The following is a 14,956-nucleotide window of genomic DNA, read 5'->3' as shown; positions in this document are numbered from 1 at the left end:
CTTGCCCCGTTTGGGGCCGGTTCGGGCTGGACCGCAGCCCTCGGGTTGGAAGCCCCTTTGGGGGGCGGAGTCACTTGCTCCACTCCTAGTTGCAGTGGCGCAACCTCAATGGAGGTACTGGCAAGTTGAGCGGGGCGTGTACAGGCCGTGGCCGGTGCGCCCCGCGAACTTCCGCTGGTCGATGACGAGTTCGCCGCGCGAGAGGACCGTCTCGACCCGGCCGGTGGTGCGCTTGCCCTCGTACGCCGAGTAGTCGACGTTCATGTGGTGCGTCTCGGCGGACATGACCTGCTCGGTGTGCGGGTCGTAGATGACGATGTCGGCGTCCGCGCCCGGCGCGATCGTGCCCTTCTTCGGGTACATGCCGAACATCCGGGCCGGGGTCGCGCAGGCGATCTCGATCCAGCGGCGGCGCGAGATATGTCCGTCGACGACCGCCTGGTGCAGCAGGTCCATCCGGTTCTCGACACCCGGCAGACCGTTGGGGATCTTGGAGAAGTCGCCGCGGCCCAGCTCCTTCTGACCGACGAAGCAGAAGGGGCAGTGGTCGGTGGAGACCACCTGGAGGTCGTTCGTGCGCAGGCCGCGCCAGAGCTTGGCCTGGTGCTCCTTGGGCCGCAGCGGGGTGGAGCACACGTACTTGGAGCCCTCGAAGTCCGGCTCGGCGAGGTTGTCCGTGGAGAGGAACAGGTACTGCGGGCAGGTCTCGCCGAAGACGTTGAGCCCCTCGTCACGTGCCCGGGCCAGCTCGGCGACTGCCTCCATCGCCGAGACGTGGACGACGTACAGGGGGGCGCCGGCTACCTGGGCCAGCTTGATGGCGCGGTGGGTGGCCTCCGCTTCGAGCAGGGCCTTCCGCACTTCGCCGTGGTAGCGGGGATCGGTCTCGCCACGCGCCAGTGCCTGCTCGACGAGGACGTCGATCGCGATGCCGTTCTCCGCGTGCATCATGATCAGGCCGCCGTTCTCGGCGGAGCGCTGCATGGCGCGCAGGATCTGGCCGTCGTCGCTGTAGAAGACGCCCGGGTAGGCCATGAACTGCTTGAAGGAGGTGACGCCCTCCTGCACCAGCAGGTCCATCTCCTTGAGCGTGTCCTGGTTCACGTCGGACACGATCATGTGGAAGGCGTAGTCGATCGCGCAGTTGCCCTCCGCCTTGGCGTGCCAGGCGTCCAGGCCCTCGCGCAGGCTGTGGCCGACGCTCTGCACGGCGAAGTCGACGATCGTCGTCGTACCGCCCCAGGCGGCGGCCCGGGTGCCGGTCTCGAAGGTGTCCGCGGCGAAGGTGCCGCCGAAGGGCAGCTCCATGTGGGTGTGGGCGTCGACACCGCCCGGGATGACGTACTTGCCGGTGGCGTCGATGACCCGCTCGGCGGTCCAGGCCTCTGCGGCCGGGGTGCCTGCGGCAGCGAGGGCGGCGACGCGGCCGTCCTCGATCAGGACGTCGGCATGGATCTCGTCGGACGCGGTGATGACGAGACCGCCGCGGATCAGGGTACGGCCGGTCATTTTGGTCACGCTCCGTTCGGTTGTCGGGAAAGTGCCGGTCGTCTTGGGCTGGTCGCGCCCACGCGGCGGAAGCCGCATATCGGGCACTGCCCCGCGCCCCTTGAAGGCCCCTGCGGGGCCCCGAAGGGGCGCGGGCCGTGCGTTGTTACGGCGCCGTCAGCGGGGCGTACGCGTCCGGGCGGCGGTCCCGGAAGAACTGCCAGCGGTCGCGGACCTCGCGGAGCTTGGCCAGGTCCAGGTCGCGGACGACGAGTTCGGTCTCCTTGTCGCTGGCCACCTCGCCGACGAACTGGGCCTCCGGGTCCACGAAGTACGAGGTCCCGTAGAAGTCGTTGTCGCCGAGTTCCTCGACGCCGACCCGGTTGATGGCGCCTATGAAGTACTCGTTGGCGACGGCGGACGCCGGCTGCTCCAGCTGCCACAGATAGCGGGACAGGCCGCGCGAGGTGGCCGACGGGTTGAACACGATCTCGGCACCGCCGAGCCCCAGTGCGCGCCAGCCCTCCGGGAAGTGCCGGTCGTAGCAGATGTAGACGCCGATCTTGCCGACGGCGGTCTCGAAGACCGGCCAGCCGACGTTCCCGGGACGGAAGTAGAACTTCTCCCAGAAGCCGGGCACCTGCGGAATGTGGTGCTTGCGGTACTTGCCGAGGTACTTGCCGTCCGAGTCGATCACGGCGGCGGTGTTGTAGAGGACGCCCGGCTGCTCCTCCTCGTACATCGGCAGGACGAGGACGAGGCCCAGCTCCTTGGCGAGCGCCTGGAAGCGCTTGACGATGGGGCCGTCGGGGATCTGCTCGGCGTACTCGTAGAACGCCTTGTCCTGGACCTGGCAGAAGTAGGGCCCGTAGAACAGCTCCTGGAAGCACAGGACCTGAGCACCCTGCGCGGCCGCGTCGCGGGCCGCCTGCTCGTGGACCTGGATCATCGACTCCTTGTCGCCGGTCCAGGCCGTCTGGAAGATGGCTGCGCGGATGACTCTGCTCATCGGGACCTCCGGTCACTCGGTGTGCGGCGAGCGTATGGAGTCCGGAAGTCGGGTTTGAGTTGCACGGTGTCACGTCTGGAGCCGTTTCGCGTTGCACCGTGTCACCTCTTCGCGGGCACATGTTTCACCGCCGTTTTCCCAGGTCCCGGCATGTTTCAGCCCTGTTGCGCGTCGTGGGCGAGGAGGGCGATGTGGACGGACGCGGCCTGTTCGAAGTCGTCGAGGTCCACGCCGAGGCGGGCCTCTATGGCCTCAAGACGGCGGTACAGCGCGGGCCGGCTCACATGGTGCAGCTGAGCCGTGTGCGATTTGTTGCGGCCGGTGGCGAGATAGGTCCGCAGCACGGGCAGCAGATCCTGCTCGGCGTGCCCGTCGCCGCACAGCAGCCCGTCCAGCTCCCGCTCGGCGAAGGCCTGTACGTGCGGGTCGTCCCGCAACAGCCGGACCAGGCCGCGCAGATGGACGTCCCGCAGCCGTACCACGACCGGCAGGTCGAGCCCGGCCGTCGCCGACTGGGCGACGGCGTCCGCCACATGCCGCGCCTCGCGCAGCCCGCCCGGCACGTCCTCCCAGGTGACCCGGGCCTCGGCGGCCGCGACGACCGTCCTGCGCACCCCCGACTCCGACCGCAGCCGGGTCGCGAAGTGCGCGGTGAGCGCGGCCGCGTCCTGGTCCCGGGCGAGGCTGAGGAGTACGGCGGTGGCGCCTTCCGCCAGTTCGGCGACGAGCCCGGACAGGCCCAGCATCCGCAGTACGCGGTCGAGTTGGGCCGGGTCCCCGTCCCGTACGACGAGCGGCACGAAGGTGCGGCGGTTGACCGGGAGCCCGGCCGCCCGTGCCCTCGGCAGCAGCTGGCGGGCCGGTACGACCCCGGAGACGAGGTCCGTCAGAAGGCCCTGCGCGGACTGCTCCTCCCACGAGTGCGCCGAGCCGCCGAGCATGCGGTGCAGGACGAGGGCTTCGGCGGCCCGGTCGGCGAGCAGCCGCCCGGTGGCGGTGTCCCCGCGATACCCGCACAGCACGATCTGTCCCCAGCGCTCCCCGCGCCCGCCCAGCTCTGCCCGCGCCCAGCCGTCGCCCTCGCTGCCGCCCGCCTGCCGGGAGATGCGCTCCCAGTCGCGCAACACGTCGTCGACCGCCGACCGCTCCCCCGCCGTGGCGAGGACGCGGTGGGCGAGGTTGGTGACGACGAGCGGGCAGCCCGCGTGCTTGGCGATCTCGTCGAGCAGCCGTTGCAGCGGGGCGCCGGCCGTGATGAGTCCGGTGAGTGCCGTCCGTACGGCCTCCGAGAGACTCACGGCCGCGAACTTCCGTCGTACGAGCCGGGACTGGACCTCTTCGGTCAGCTCGGCGAAGGGGAACGGCCGGTGCAGCACCACCATGGGCAGCCCGCACCGCTCGGCCGCCCGGCGCATCACGTCGGGCGGCGTCGGGAAGGCCCGGCCGAGACCGAGGACGACCGCCGCGGCCTCGGCCCGGTGCAGGGAGCGGATGTACTCGGCCTGGGCCTCCTCGTTCCCGGCGAGCAGGACGCCGGTGGTGAGGACCATCTCGCCGCCGGTGAGCATCACGCCCACGTCGGCGGCCTCGGCCACGTGCACCCAGCGCACGGGCCGGTCGAGCTGGCCGGCCCCGGCCACCACCTCGGGCTCTCCGGCGAGGACCCGGTCCAGGTTGAGGACCTGGCGTACCGACAGGGCGGGTTCCAAGGCGGTGGTCATGGCGGTGTGCCCCTTTTTCTGTGGCTCGGTTCGCCTCCGGGGCACTCCGGCCCGTGTCGAGAGGCCGATCGTGCGCGGCCCTTCGGGCCGACGCGCTTCCCCGGTCCTCTCGGCACAGGCGTGCCCCTTCGGCTCACTCGCCCTTGCTCGGCTCTTCTGCTACGGAATGCTCCTCAGAGCACGTTCGAGGGCTTCGGCGCCCTCCTCGGCCTCGGCGACGGTCAGCGACAGCGGGGGCGCGATACGCAGCGCGCTGGTGTTGTGGCCGCCGCCCTTGCCGATCAGGAGGCCCTCTTGGCGAGCGGCCTCGAGGACGGCGGCCGCGGCCTCCGGGTTCGCCTCCTCGGTGCCGGGCTTGACCAGCTCGATGCCGATCATGAGGCCCCGGCCGCGTACTTCCTTCACCGCCGGGATCTGGGCGGTGATCGCCCTCAGCCGCTCGATGAGCAGTCCGCCGACGCGGCGCGCGTTGCCCTGGAGGTCGTGCTCGACCAGGTAGGCCAGGTTGGCGAGGCCGGCGGCCATGGTGATCTGGGTGCCGCCGAAGGTCGAGATCGAGTTGCTGTCCAGGCAGTTCATGACCTCGGCGCGGGCGACGACACCGCCGATGGACATGCCGTTGCCGATGCCCTTGGCGAAGGTCATGATGTCCGGCGGCCCGTTCTGCCCGTGCGCCTGCCAGCCCCAGAAGTTGTCGCCGGTACGGCCCCACCCGGTCTGCACCTCGTCCGCGATCCACAGCACGCCGTGCCGCCCGAGCACCTCCCGGAAGGCCGCGTACAGGCCGTCCGGCGGGGAGGTGAAACCGCCGACGCCCTGGATCGGCTCCGCGATCAGCGCGGCCGGCGGGCGGCCGTGGCCGAGCAGGTCCTCCAGGTCGGCGACGCAGGCCGTGATGAAGTCGGCGTCACTCAGGTCGGCGTACGGGCCGCGCGTCCGGACGCCGCCGTGCACGTACAGCGTCTGGAGCGGTGACAGCGAGGTCGGGGACCAGCCCTTGTTGCCGGTGATGCCGACCGCGCTGAAGGAGCGGCCGTGGTAGCTGTTGCGCATCGCCAGTATCTGGTTGCTCTGCCGGTACGTCGTCGCGAGCATCAGCGCGGTGTCGTTGGCCTCGGTGCCGGAGGTGGTGAAGAAGACGCGGGCGTCCGGGATGCCGGACATCTGCGCGATCCGCTCGGCGAGTTCGACCATCGGCCGGTTGAGGTAGAGCGTCGAGGAGTGGATGATCCGCCCGGCCTGCTCACTCACCGCCTTGGAGACCTCGGGCAGCGCGTGCGCCGTCATCGTGGTGAGGATGCCGCCGAAGAAGTCGAGGTACTTGTTGCCCTGGGCGTCCCAGACATGGCGGCCCTCGCCGTGGGTGATCTCCATCGGGTCCGCGTAGTAGAGCGCGAGCCAGTCGGGCAGTACGGCCTTGTGGCGTCCGAGCAGTTCGTCGGTCACGGCTGCACCACTCCTTTCACTGCTGTACGGGTTCTGCGTGTGTCACGGCTGTACGTGCCCACGTCAGGGCTGTACGAGTCCTTCGTACGCGTCGGGCCGACGGTCCCGGTAGAACGCCCACTGCTTGCGCACTTCCTCGATCACGTCGAAGTCGAGGTCCCGTACGACGAGTTCCTCGCCCATGTCGCTCGCGACCTCGCCGACGAACTTGCCGCGCGGGTCGACGAAGTACGAGGTGCCGTAGAAGTCGTTGTCCCCGTACTCCTCCACACCGACCCGGTTGATCGCAGCGACGAAGTACTCGTTGGCGACGGCGGCCGCGGGCTGCTCCAGCTGCCACAGATGGGACGACAGGCCCCGGTGGGTCGCGGACGGGTTGTACACGAGCTGGGCGCCGTTCAGACCGAGTTGGCGCCAGCCCTCCGGGAAGTGGCGGTCGTAGCAGATGTAGACACCGACCTTGCCGACGGCCGTGTCGAAGACCGGCCAGCCGAGGTTCCCGGGCTTGAAGTAGTACTTCTCCCAGAAGCCCTTGACCTGGGGGATGTGGTGCTTGCGGTACTTGCCGAGGTAGGTGCCGTCGGCGTCGATCACCGCCGCGGTGTTGTAGTAGAAGCCGGACTGCTCGACCTCGAAGACCGGGACGACGATCACCATGCCGGTCTCCCGGGCAAGCTCCCGCATCCGGGTGACGGTCGGCCCGTCGGGCACTGGTTCCGCCCAGGCGTAGTGCTCCGGCTCCTGGACCTGGCAGAAGTAGGGCGCGTTGAAGACTTCCTGGAAGCCGATCACCTTGGCGCCCTGCCGGGCCGCCTCGCGGGCATGCTCGATGTGCTTGGCGACCATGGATGCGGTGTCGCCGGTCCAGGTCGCCTGGACCAGGGCGGCGCGTACGACGTTGGCCATGTCAGCTGCTCCTTCGACAGGGACGTCAGAGAGCCTCTACGCCCGTAGACGCAGGCCGTAGAGGCTTGAAACTAAGCCCCGTCGACGGGCTGGGCAAGACCATCGTCGTCAACCAGCCGAGTCGATCACGTTTCGCACTCCAGTGGGTGATTACCCCTGTGTTTCGTGTGCCGAACCGGTCGCACACCGGGCCGTCGTGCGTCAGGTGAGCCCCCGCACACGCAGCGCGTGCACCACCTCTCGGTAACGCTCCTCGGAGACACGGCGCGCCGCCTCCAGCACCAGGGGCGCGAGCCGCTGCGGACGGGCCTCCGCGCTGCGCGCCGCCTCCTCCGGCGTACGGACGCGCACATATACGTCGAGCAGCGCACGCGCCTCCCGCTCGCGCCCCTCGACGACGAACCCGAGCACCGCCTCGCCGATCTCCTCGGCGGGCCGCGAGACGCCCTGCCGCAGCATCTGCTCCCCGTCCGTGGCGCGGCCCACCGCGGTCAGGGCGTCCGCGACCGCGACCAGCCGGTCGGCCGGCAGCGAGCCTGCCTCCCACAGCAGGGTCGCCCAGTCGGCGCCCAGCCCCGCGCGGTGCATATCGGCCGCGAGCAGCGGGAAGCGGGCGGCGGGCCAGTTCGCGACCTCCACCAGGAGAGCGTGCGCCTCCCCGCTGCGCCCCTCCCGGCGCAGCCGCAGCAACTGTTCCACGGTCCCGGTGACCTCCCGGCGCGCCTCGTCGTCCAGCGGCTGCCGCGCCTGCGGCTGCTTCGGCGCCGCCACCTCGGCCTGCGCCGCGACGCCGGCATAGCGGGCGCCCCGCGGGGCACGGCCCTTGCGACCGGCGGCCGGCGCGGCGTCGGGAACGACGGCGGGCGGAGCCTCCTCGGCTTCCATGGCCCCGGCGAAACGGGCACCCCCTCGGGGGCGGCGCTTGGAGCGCTGTTTGGCGGGAGCCGGGGCAGTGGGTTCCGGGGCGGCGGGTTCGGGGTCGGCGGGTTCGGGGGCGGGGCTCCGGGGTTCGGGCTCGGGGGTGGCGCGGGCGGGTTCGTCGGGGTCGGGGAAGGCGGCCGCGTAGGTGTCGCGCCGGGTGTCGTACGCGGGGCCGTTGTCGGTAGAGCCGTTGCGCGCGGGGCCGTCAGGGGTTCGGCTGTCGGGGGTGCGGCTGTCGGACGCACGTCCGCCGCCGTACTGGTCCGCGGGTGTACGCCCGCCGTGCCGCTGGTCCGCATGTATACGTCCGCTGCCGCGCTCGGCCGAGTCGGCCGTACGCCCTTCCGCCTCCGGCACCCGGAAGACGTCCCCCACGGTGTCCCCCGGAACGCGCGCCGCGCCCCGCACTGGGTTGTGCGGGGCGCGGCGGTCGATGTCCTCGATGCGGGTGCGCAGTTCGGCACAGCGGGCCGTGGCTCGCTCGTGGTCGTCGTGGGCCCAGGCCAGGTCGAGGCGGAGCGTGTCGGCCTCCGCCTGGGTGGTGGCGGCCTGGAGCATACGGTTCAGTTCGGCGGTGCGTTCGGCGGCGTAGCGCTGTTCTCCGAGCATCACGACGAGCCGGTCACCGAGGGCCTCGCGGCCGCCCGGCCGGGAGTCGTACGCGGCGAGGGACGCGCGGTGCAGGGCGCGGGCGCGCTGGGTCTCCTGGGCCGCGGCGGCGGGACCGTAGGCGGTGTTGAGGTCGTGCATGAGCGCTTCCACGACGTCCCAGGGCGGCACCTCCAGGCCGTCCAGGCAGGCTCGCATGCCGTCGGGGTCGCGCTGCCAGAAGACGGCACACCAGCCACCGCCCTGGTCGAGCTTGGTCATCAGCTTGTTCAGGTATTCCGCGAACTCCCGTACCTGACCCGGGAGTTGATCCACAGCCATCGCATACTCCCCGGCAGACTGGAGTGCTCCGGTCCGCAAGAAAACACCAGTTGTGTTACAGGACGGCTACGCGAAGTTTTCGGAGCGGACGCAGTGTGCTGTGCGCGGCCAGGTGAAGGCTGTGCGTGACGGGTTCAAGCCATTACGGCGGCCGGCTCACGCCACGGCCGCCGTTGGCGCCACGGCGTCGGCCGGTGCGCACCGCACGACGAGGTCGTCCATGGACAGACCCAGCGTGCGGGCGAGGGCGGCGACCGTGAAGAAGGCCGGCGTGGGGGCGCGGCCGGTCTCGATCTTCCGGAGGGTCTCCGCGGAGATACCCGCTCCGGCGGCGATCTCCACCATGCTGCGACCACCGCGGGCCTCACGCAGCAACCGGCCGAGCCGCTCGCCGCGTTCGCGCTCTTCGGGGGTCAAGGGGGTGCGCACCATGACCCCATTCTAATACCGATCCCCGCCGACGGACCGGTATATTAATTGGACATCGAGCGGTATAGTAATTGGCATGGTGGAACTGAAAACGGATGCGTCGATGGACGCGATGTACGAGACCGGGCAGGTCGTCGGGCGAGCGCTGACCGCGGTGCGGGAGGCCGCCGACGTGGGTGTCTCCCTGCTCGAACTGGACGAGGTGGCGCACGAGGTACTGCGGAAGGCGGGCGCCTCGTCGCCCTTCCTGGGCTACCGGCCCTCCTTCGCACCCACACCCTTCCCCGCCGTGCTCTGCGCCTCCGTGAACGACGCGATCGTGCACGGCATCCCCACCTCGTACCGGCTGCACGACGGCGACCTCGTGTCCATGGACTTCGGCGCCGAACTGGGCGGCTGGGCCGGGGACTCGGCGATCAGCTTCGTCGTGGGCGAGCCCCGCGCGGCCGACCTGCGGCTCATCGAGACCGCGGAGCGCGCGCTCGCGGCGGGCATCGAGGCGGCCGTGGTCGGCAACCGCATCGGCGACATCGCCCACGCGATCGGGACCGTGTGCCGCGCCGCCGGGTACGGGATTCCCGACGGCTTCGGCGGCCACGGGATCGGGCGCCATATGCACGAGGACCCGGGCGTGCCGAACGAGGGGCGGCCCGGGCGGGGGATGCGACTGCGGCACGGGATGGTGCTGGCGATCGAGCCGATGCTGATCGGCGGGGGTACGGATGGGTTTCACGCGGCGTCGGACGGGTGGACGTTGCGGACGGATGACGGGTCCCGGGCGGCGCATGTCGAACACACGGTGGCCATCACGGAGGCGGGGCCGCGGGTGCTGACAGCACGATGACGGTGACGATGACGTGGAGCGCCGTTGAGCTGCGGGTTGTTTTGAGACTGCGGGGGTTTTGAGGCTGCGGGTGCGTCGTGGTTGCTCGCGCCCACGCGGCGGAGCCGCACAATGTCACGGCCCCGCGCCCCTGAAGGCAGGGCGGTTGCCCATACCCCCCAGCCAAAAACAGCGGCCGGATTACGCTGGGCGGCCATGCGATTCAGAAACGGCACCCCCGAAGACGCCGAGCGCGTCGCCGCGTTGCATACCGCCAGTTGGCAGACCGCGTACGCGGAGCTGATGCCCAGCACGTACCTGAACGGGCCGTTGCGCGAGGACCATCTCGCCAAGTGGCGGGCCCGGACCGCCGATCCCCACGGGCGGTGGCTGCTGCTGGCCGAGGACGGGGACGAACTCCGCGGCTTCATCCACCTCGTCACGGCACCCGATGGACGCATCCACGTCGACAACCTCCACGCCCGCCCCGGCCGGCTGGGCACCGGCATCGGCCACCGCCTGCTGCGCCGGGGCTTCGCCTGGGCGGCCGCCGAGCACCCCGGCCAGGACGTCTACCTGGAGGTACTGCGCGGCAACGACCGAGCGATCGCCTTCTACGAACGCCAGGGCGGCATACGCACGGCCGAGGGCCCGGTGCGGCTGAGTCCCGACCTGGTGCTCAACGAGATCGAGTACACGTGGCCGGCGGCGAAGGTCCAGACTCTGGCGAAGGCCCCCGCCCCGTAAGGGGCGCGGGGCCGTGACATTGTGCGGCTCCGCCGCGTGGGCGCGAGCAACCACCACGAACCCGCGGCCGAACAACCACTCGCACCCCAACGGCGCTCACCGGTGTAGCCGCGCACCGACAGGGCACTCGGCAGCGAATGAACAACGGATTCCCGGGGGCCGAAGGCTACGGTCCGGACCCCTTCAGTGAGTTCTTCGCCCGTTTCTTCGGCGGTCCGCGCCCGCAACGGATCGAGATCGGGAGGCTGATGAGCGGCCAGGCCCGGCAGCTGGTGGCCGACGCGGCGGCGTACGCGGCGCGGCACGGAAGCAGCGACCTGGACACGGAGCATCTGCTGCGCGCCGCGCTGACCGCCGAGCCGACCCGAAGTCTGGTGGCCCGCGCGGGCGCCGATCCCGACGCGCTGGCCGGTGAGATCGACGAACGGTCGGGCCCGGAGCGGCACAAGCCGGGCCAGGGGCCGACGCCCGCGTCGCTGGCCCTGACGCCCGCGGTCAAGCGGGCCCTGCTGGACGCGCACGAGCTGGCCCGGGGCACCGGCTCCGGCTACATCGGCCCCGAACACGTCCTGAGCGCCCTCGCCGCCAACCCCGACTCGGCGGCCGGACACATCCTGGGCGCCGCGCATCTGTCGGCCTCCGCACTGCCACCCGAGGCTGCGGAGCCGTCGACGGCGGGCACGCCCACGGGGCTCCCCTCGCGCTCGGATCTGCCGCGTCGCGCGCCCACGCCGACCCTCGACAAGTACGGTCGCGATCTCACCGAGCTGGCGATGCAAGGCCGTATCGACCCGGTCATCGGGCGGGAGGAGGAGATCGAGCAGACCGTCGAAGTGCTCTCCCGTCGCGGCAAGAACAACCCCGTCCTCATCGGCGAGGCCGGCGTCGGCAAGACGGCGATCGTCGAGGGGCTGGCCCAGCGCATCGCCGAAGGGGACGTGCCCGATGTGCTGGCCGGGCGCCGGGTGGTCGCCCTGGATCTGTCCGGGGTGGTCGCCGGAACCCGCTACCGGGGCGACTTCGAGGAGCGGCTGACGAACATCGTCGACGAGATCCGCACACACTCCGAGGAACTGATCGTCTTCATCGACGAGCTGCACACCGTCGTGGGCGCCGGCGCGGGCGAGGGCAGCACGATGGACGCGGGCAACATCCTCAAGCCGGCCCTGGCACGCGGCGAGCTGAACATCGTGGGAGCGACGACGCTGGAGGAATACCGGCGGATCGAGAAGGACACGGCGCTGGCCCGCCGGTTCCAGCCGGTGCTGGTCTCCGAGCCGAGCACCGGTGACGCACTGGAGATCCTGCGCGGGCTGCGCGACCGGTACGAGGCCCACCACCAGGTCCGCTACACCGACGAGGCGCTGATGGCCGCCGTGGACCTGTCCGACCGGTATCTCACCGACCGCCGGCTGCCCGACAAGGCCATCGACCTGATGGACCAGGCCGGGGCCCGGGTGCGGCTGCGCGCCCGGACCAAGGGGACGGACGTACGGGCCCTGGAGCGGGAGATCGAACAGCTGACCAGGGACAAGGACCAGGCGGTCGCGGGCGAGCAGTACGAGCAGGCCACGCGGTTGCGGGACCGGATCGGCGAGTTGAGGCAGCGGATCGACGCGGGACGCGACGGGGAGCGGGCCGACGACGGGCAGAGTCTGGAGATCGGTGCCGAGGACATCGCCGAGGTCGTCTCCCGGCAGACCGGCATCCCCGTCAGCAGCCTCACCCAGGAGGAGAAAACCCGGCTGCTGGGACTGGAACAGCGGCTGCATCAGCGGGTCGTCGGGCAGGACGAGGCGGTGGCCGTGGTGGCGGACGCCGTGCTGCGCTCACGCGCCGGGCTCGCCAGCCCCGACCGGCCGATCGGCAGTTTTCTCTTCCTGGGCCCGACCGGTGTCGGCAAGACGGAACTGGCCCGCGCGCTGGCGGAGGCCCTCTTCGGCGCCGAGGACCGCATGGTGCGGCTCGACATGAGCGAGTACCAGGAGCGGCACGCGGTCAGCCGGCTGGTCGGCGCCCCGCCCGGCTATGTCGGCCACGAGGAGGCCGGCCAGCTGACGGAGACCGTGCGGCGGCACCCGTACTCGCTGCTGTTGCTGGACGAGGTGGAGAAGGCCCATCCCGACGTCTTCAACACCCTGCTCCAGGTCCTCGACGACGGCCGGCTGACCGACGCCCAGGGCCGCACGGTCGACTTCACCCACACGGTGATCGTCATGACCAGCAACCTGGGCTCGGAGGCCATCGTCCGGAGCGGGTCGGGTCTCGGCTTCTCGGCGGGCGGCGCCGAGGCGGCCGAGGAGGACCGGCGCGAGCGGACCCTGCGTCCGCTGCGGGAACACTTCCGGCCCGAGTTCCTCAACCGCATCGACGAGATCGTCGTCTTCCGTCAGCTCACCGACGACCAACTCCGGCGCATCACCGACCTGTTGCTGGAGCGGACCCGCCGCCGGCTGCACGCGCAGGGCGTCACCATCGAGTTCACCGAGCAGGCCGTCGACCGGCTCGCCCGCCACGGCCACCAGCCCGAGTACGGCGCCCGGCCGCTCCGCCGCACGATCCAGCGGGAGGTCGACAACCCCCTGTCCCGGCTGCTCCTCGACGGTCGGCTGCCGTCCGGCAGCCGGGTGGTGGCGGAAGTGGAGGACGGGCGGCTCGCCTTCCGTACGACGCCGCCACCCGCCTCCGACTGACCTGCTTCGCCGAACGGCCTGCTTCGCGGTGGTGCTACTTCGTGGGGTGCACGACCATCGCCGCGCCGCCCCCGCGCCGTACCGTCTCCGCGGCGGCCAGCCACTTGCCGTTCGACAGACGCTGGACGGCGGTCGTCGCGCCGATCTCCGCGTTCTGCCGGAAGCCGTGCCCGATGGCTTCGAGTTCGGTCTTCAACGGGCTGGTCCACAGGCCCGGTTCGAGTTCCGTGGTGGTCTGGTTGCGCTGGCTGGCGCGCGGCGCGGCGATCGCGTCGACCAGCGGCAGGCCCCGGTCGACGAAGCCGGTCAGCGTCTGCAGCACGGTCGTGATGATGGTCGCGCCGCCCGGCGAACCGAGCGCCACCACGGGCTTGTCGTGCTTGTCCAGCACGATCGTCGGCGACATCGACGAGCGCGGCCGCTTGCCCGGCCCCGGCAGGTTCGGGTCGTGCACGGCCGGGTTGGCCGGGGTGAAGGAGAAGTCCGTCAGCTCGTTGTTGAGCAGGAAGCCGCGCCCCGGCACGGTGATGCCGCTGCCGCCGGTCTGCTCGATGGTGAGCGTGTACGAGACGACGTTGCCCCACTTGTCGGCGACCGTGAGATGGGTCGTGCTGTCGCCCTCGTACGTCGTCGGCGCGGCCGTACCGCCGGTCGCGCAGGCCGCCGGATTGCGCGGGTCACCCGGGGCGACGGGGCTGGTCAGCACCGCGTCGTCCTTGATCAGGCACGCGCGCGCGTCGGCGAACTTCTGCGACAGCAGCTCCTTCGTCGGTACGTCCTCGAAGGCAGGGTCGCCGACCCAGCGCCCCCGGTCGGCGAACGCGATGCGGCTGGCCTCGATGGAGCGGTGCAGGTACTGGACGTCGCTCGCCTTCGAAAGGTCGGTCCGCTCAAGGATGTTGAGCGCTTCGGCGACCGTCGTGCCACCGGAGGACGAGGGGGCCATCCCGTAGACGTCGAGACCGCGGTACGACGCCTTCGTGGGCGCCTGGCGCTTGGTGCGGTAAGCGGCGAGGTCCTCGGCCGTCAGGTCGCCGGGGCGGGCGTTGTAGCCCGAACCCGGGTCCACCGGGGGCTTGTTGACCGTGTCGACGATGTCCTGCGCGATGGCGCCCCGGTAGAGCGCTCCGACGCCCTTGCGGCCCAACTCCGCGTAGGTACGGGCCAGATCGGGGTTCTTGAGGGTCGAGCCCACCACCGGGAGTCGACCGCCGGGGAGATACAGGTCGACCGTCGCCGGGAAGTTCCGGAAGCGTGCCTCGTTGGACGCGGTCTGGGCACGGAAGGTCGCGTCGACGGTGAACCCGTCGCGGGCGAGCTTCTCGGCGGGCTGCAGCAGCTTGCCGAGCGGCCTGCTGCCCCAACTCTTCAGCGCCGTCTGCCAGGTCGCCGGGGTGCCGGGCGTGCCGACGCTCAGGCCGCTGGTGACGGCCTCCGCGAACGGGATCGCCGTGCCGTTCTCCAGGAAGAGGCTCTCGTCGGCGCTCAGGGGCGCGGTCTCCCGGCCGTCGATGGTGTGCACCGAGCGGGACTTGGCGTCGTAGTACACGAAGTAGCCGCCTCCGCCGATGCCCGCCGAGTAGGGCTCGGTGACGCCGAGCGCGGCGGCCGTGGCGACGGCCGCGTCCACCGCGTTGCCGCCCTTGCGGAGCACCTCGATGCCGGCGGCGGAGGCGTCCGGGTCGACGCTGGACACGGCACCGCCGTAGCCGACGGCGAGCGGGGCCTTCTCGACGGCGTCCGTCGCGGCGGAGGTCGGCGGAGCCGCCCCCACCGACACCATGGCGGACGCAGCCGCCAGTACAGCCAGTTTCCGCGCGACAGGGCGACGCAGACGCATCCG

At 71.2% G+C, this 14,956-nt stretch carries 11 protein-coding genes; 3 read left to right on the top strand and 8 right to left on the bottom strand.

Annotated elements, in window-relative coordinates:
• Nucleotides 1-105 precede the first annotated feature (105 nt).
• The 7 genes from hydA to JIX55_RS40415 form a co-directional block, all read right to left on the bottom strand.
• Complete coding sequence (gene hydA, locus JIX55_RS40445; protein ID WP_257568175.1) at nucleotides 106-1,509, bottom strand: dihydropyrimidinase; 1,404 nt, start codon at nucleotides 1,507-1,509, stop codon at nucleotides 106-108.
• A gap of 145 nt (nucleotides 1,510-1,654) precedes the next feature.
• Nucleotides 1,655-2,497 (bottom strand): nitrilase-related carbon-nitrogen hydrolase, encoded by an 843-nt coding sequence (locus tag JIX55_RS40440; RefSeq protein WP_257568174.1) that lies wholly within the window; start codon nucleotides 2,495-2,497, stop codon nucleotides 1,655-1,657.
• A gap of 155 nt (nucleotides 2,498-2,652) precedes the next feature.
• Nucleotides 2,653-4,218, bottom strand: a complete 1,566-nt coding sequence (locus tag JIX55_RS40435) for a PucR family transcriptional regulator (protein WP_257568173.1) — start codon at nucleotides 4,216-4,218, stop codon at nucleotides 2,653-2,655.
• Between the two features lie 159 nt (nucleotides 4,219-4,377).
• Nucleotides 4,378-5,664, bottom strand: coding sequence for an aspartate aminotransferase family protein (locus JIX55_RS40430; RefSeq protein ID WP_257568172.1), 1,287 nt, complete (start codon nucleotides 5,662-5,664; stop codon nucleotides 4,378-4,380).
• Nucleotides 5,665-5,727: 63 nt separating this feature from the next.
• On the bottom strand, nucleotides 5,728-6,570 hold the full coding sequence (locus tag JIX55_RS40425; RefSeq protein ID WP_257568171.1) for a nitrilase-related carbon-nitrogen hydrolase: 843 nt from the start codon (nucleotides 6,568-6,570) through the stop codon (nucleotides 5,728-5,730).
• A gap of 201 nt (nucleotides 6,571-6,771) precedes the next feature.
• Nucleotides 6,772-8,421 (bottom strand): hypothetical protein, encoded by a 1,650-nt coding sequence (locus JIX55_RS40420; protein WP_257568170.1) that lies wholly within the window; start codon nucleotides 8,419-8,421, stop codon nucleotides 6,772-6,774.
• A 156-nt stretch (nucleotides 8,422-8,577) separates the two neighbouring features.
• Nucleotides 8,578-8,853: a helix-turn-helix domain-containing protein gene (locus JIX55_RS40415; RefSeq protein ID WP_257568169.1), complete on the bottom strand. Its 276-nt coding sequence runs from the start codon at nucleotides 8,851-8,853 to the stop codon at nucleotides 8,578-8,580.
• 73 nt (nucleotides 8,854-8,926) lie between these two features.
• Here JIX55_RS40415 and map point away from each other — a divergent pair, with 73 nt between their 5' ends.
• The 3 genes from map to JIX55_RS40400 all read left to right on the top strand — a co-directional run bounded on the left by map (nucleotide 8,927) and on the right by JIX55_RS40400 (nucleotide 13,113).
• The gene (map, locus tag JIX55_RS40410) at nucleotides 8,927-9,694 is read left to right on the top strand and encodes a type I methionyl aminopeptidase (RefSeq protein ID WP_257568168.1); all 768 of its coding nucleotides are present in this window, start codon (nucleotides 8,927-8,929) and stop codon (nucleotides 9,692-9,694) included.
• A 195-nt stretch (nucleotides 9,695-9,889) separates the two neighbouring features.
• Nucleotides 9,890-10,420 (top strand): GNAT family N-acetyltransferase, encoded by a 531-nt coding sequence (locus JIX55_RS40405; protein WP_257568167.1) that lies wholly within the window; start codon nucleotides 9,890-9,892, stop codon nucleotides 10,418-10,420.
• 137 nt (nucleotides 10,421-10,557) lie between these two features.
• On the top strand, nucleotides 10,558-13,113 hold the full coding sequence (locus JIX55_RS40400; protein ID WP_257568166.1) for an ATP-dependent Clp protease ATP-binding subunit: 2,556 nt from the start codon (nucleotides 10,558-10,560) through the stop codon (nucleotides 13,111-13,113).
• Nucleotides 13,114-13,147: 34 nt separating this feature from the next.
• Here the strand turns inward: JIX55_RS40400 and ggt are convergent, their stop codons facing one another.
• Nucleotides 13,148-14,953, bottom strand: coding sequence for a gamma-glutamyltransferase (gene ggt, locus JIX55_RS40395; RefSeq protein WP_257568165.1), 1,806 nt, complete (start codon nucleotides 14,951-14,953; stop codon nucleotides 13,148-13,150).
• Between the last annotated feature and the right edge of the window lie 3 nt (nucleotides 14,954-14,956).

It is taken from the genome of Streptomyces sp. DSM 40750 (assembly GCF_024612035.1).
GTDB lineage: Bacteria > Actinomycetota > Actinomycetes > Streptomycetales > Streptomycetaceae > Streptomyces.
The sequence above is the reverse complement of the archived record's forward strand: the minus strand, read 5'-3'. Positions and strand labels throughout refer to the sequence as shown.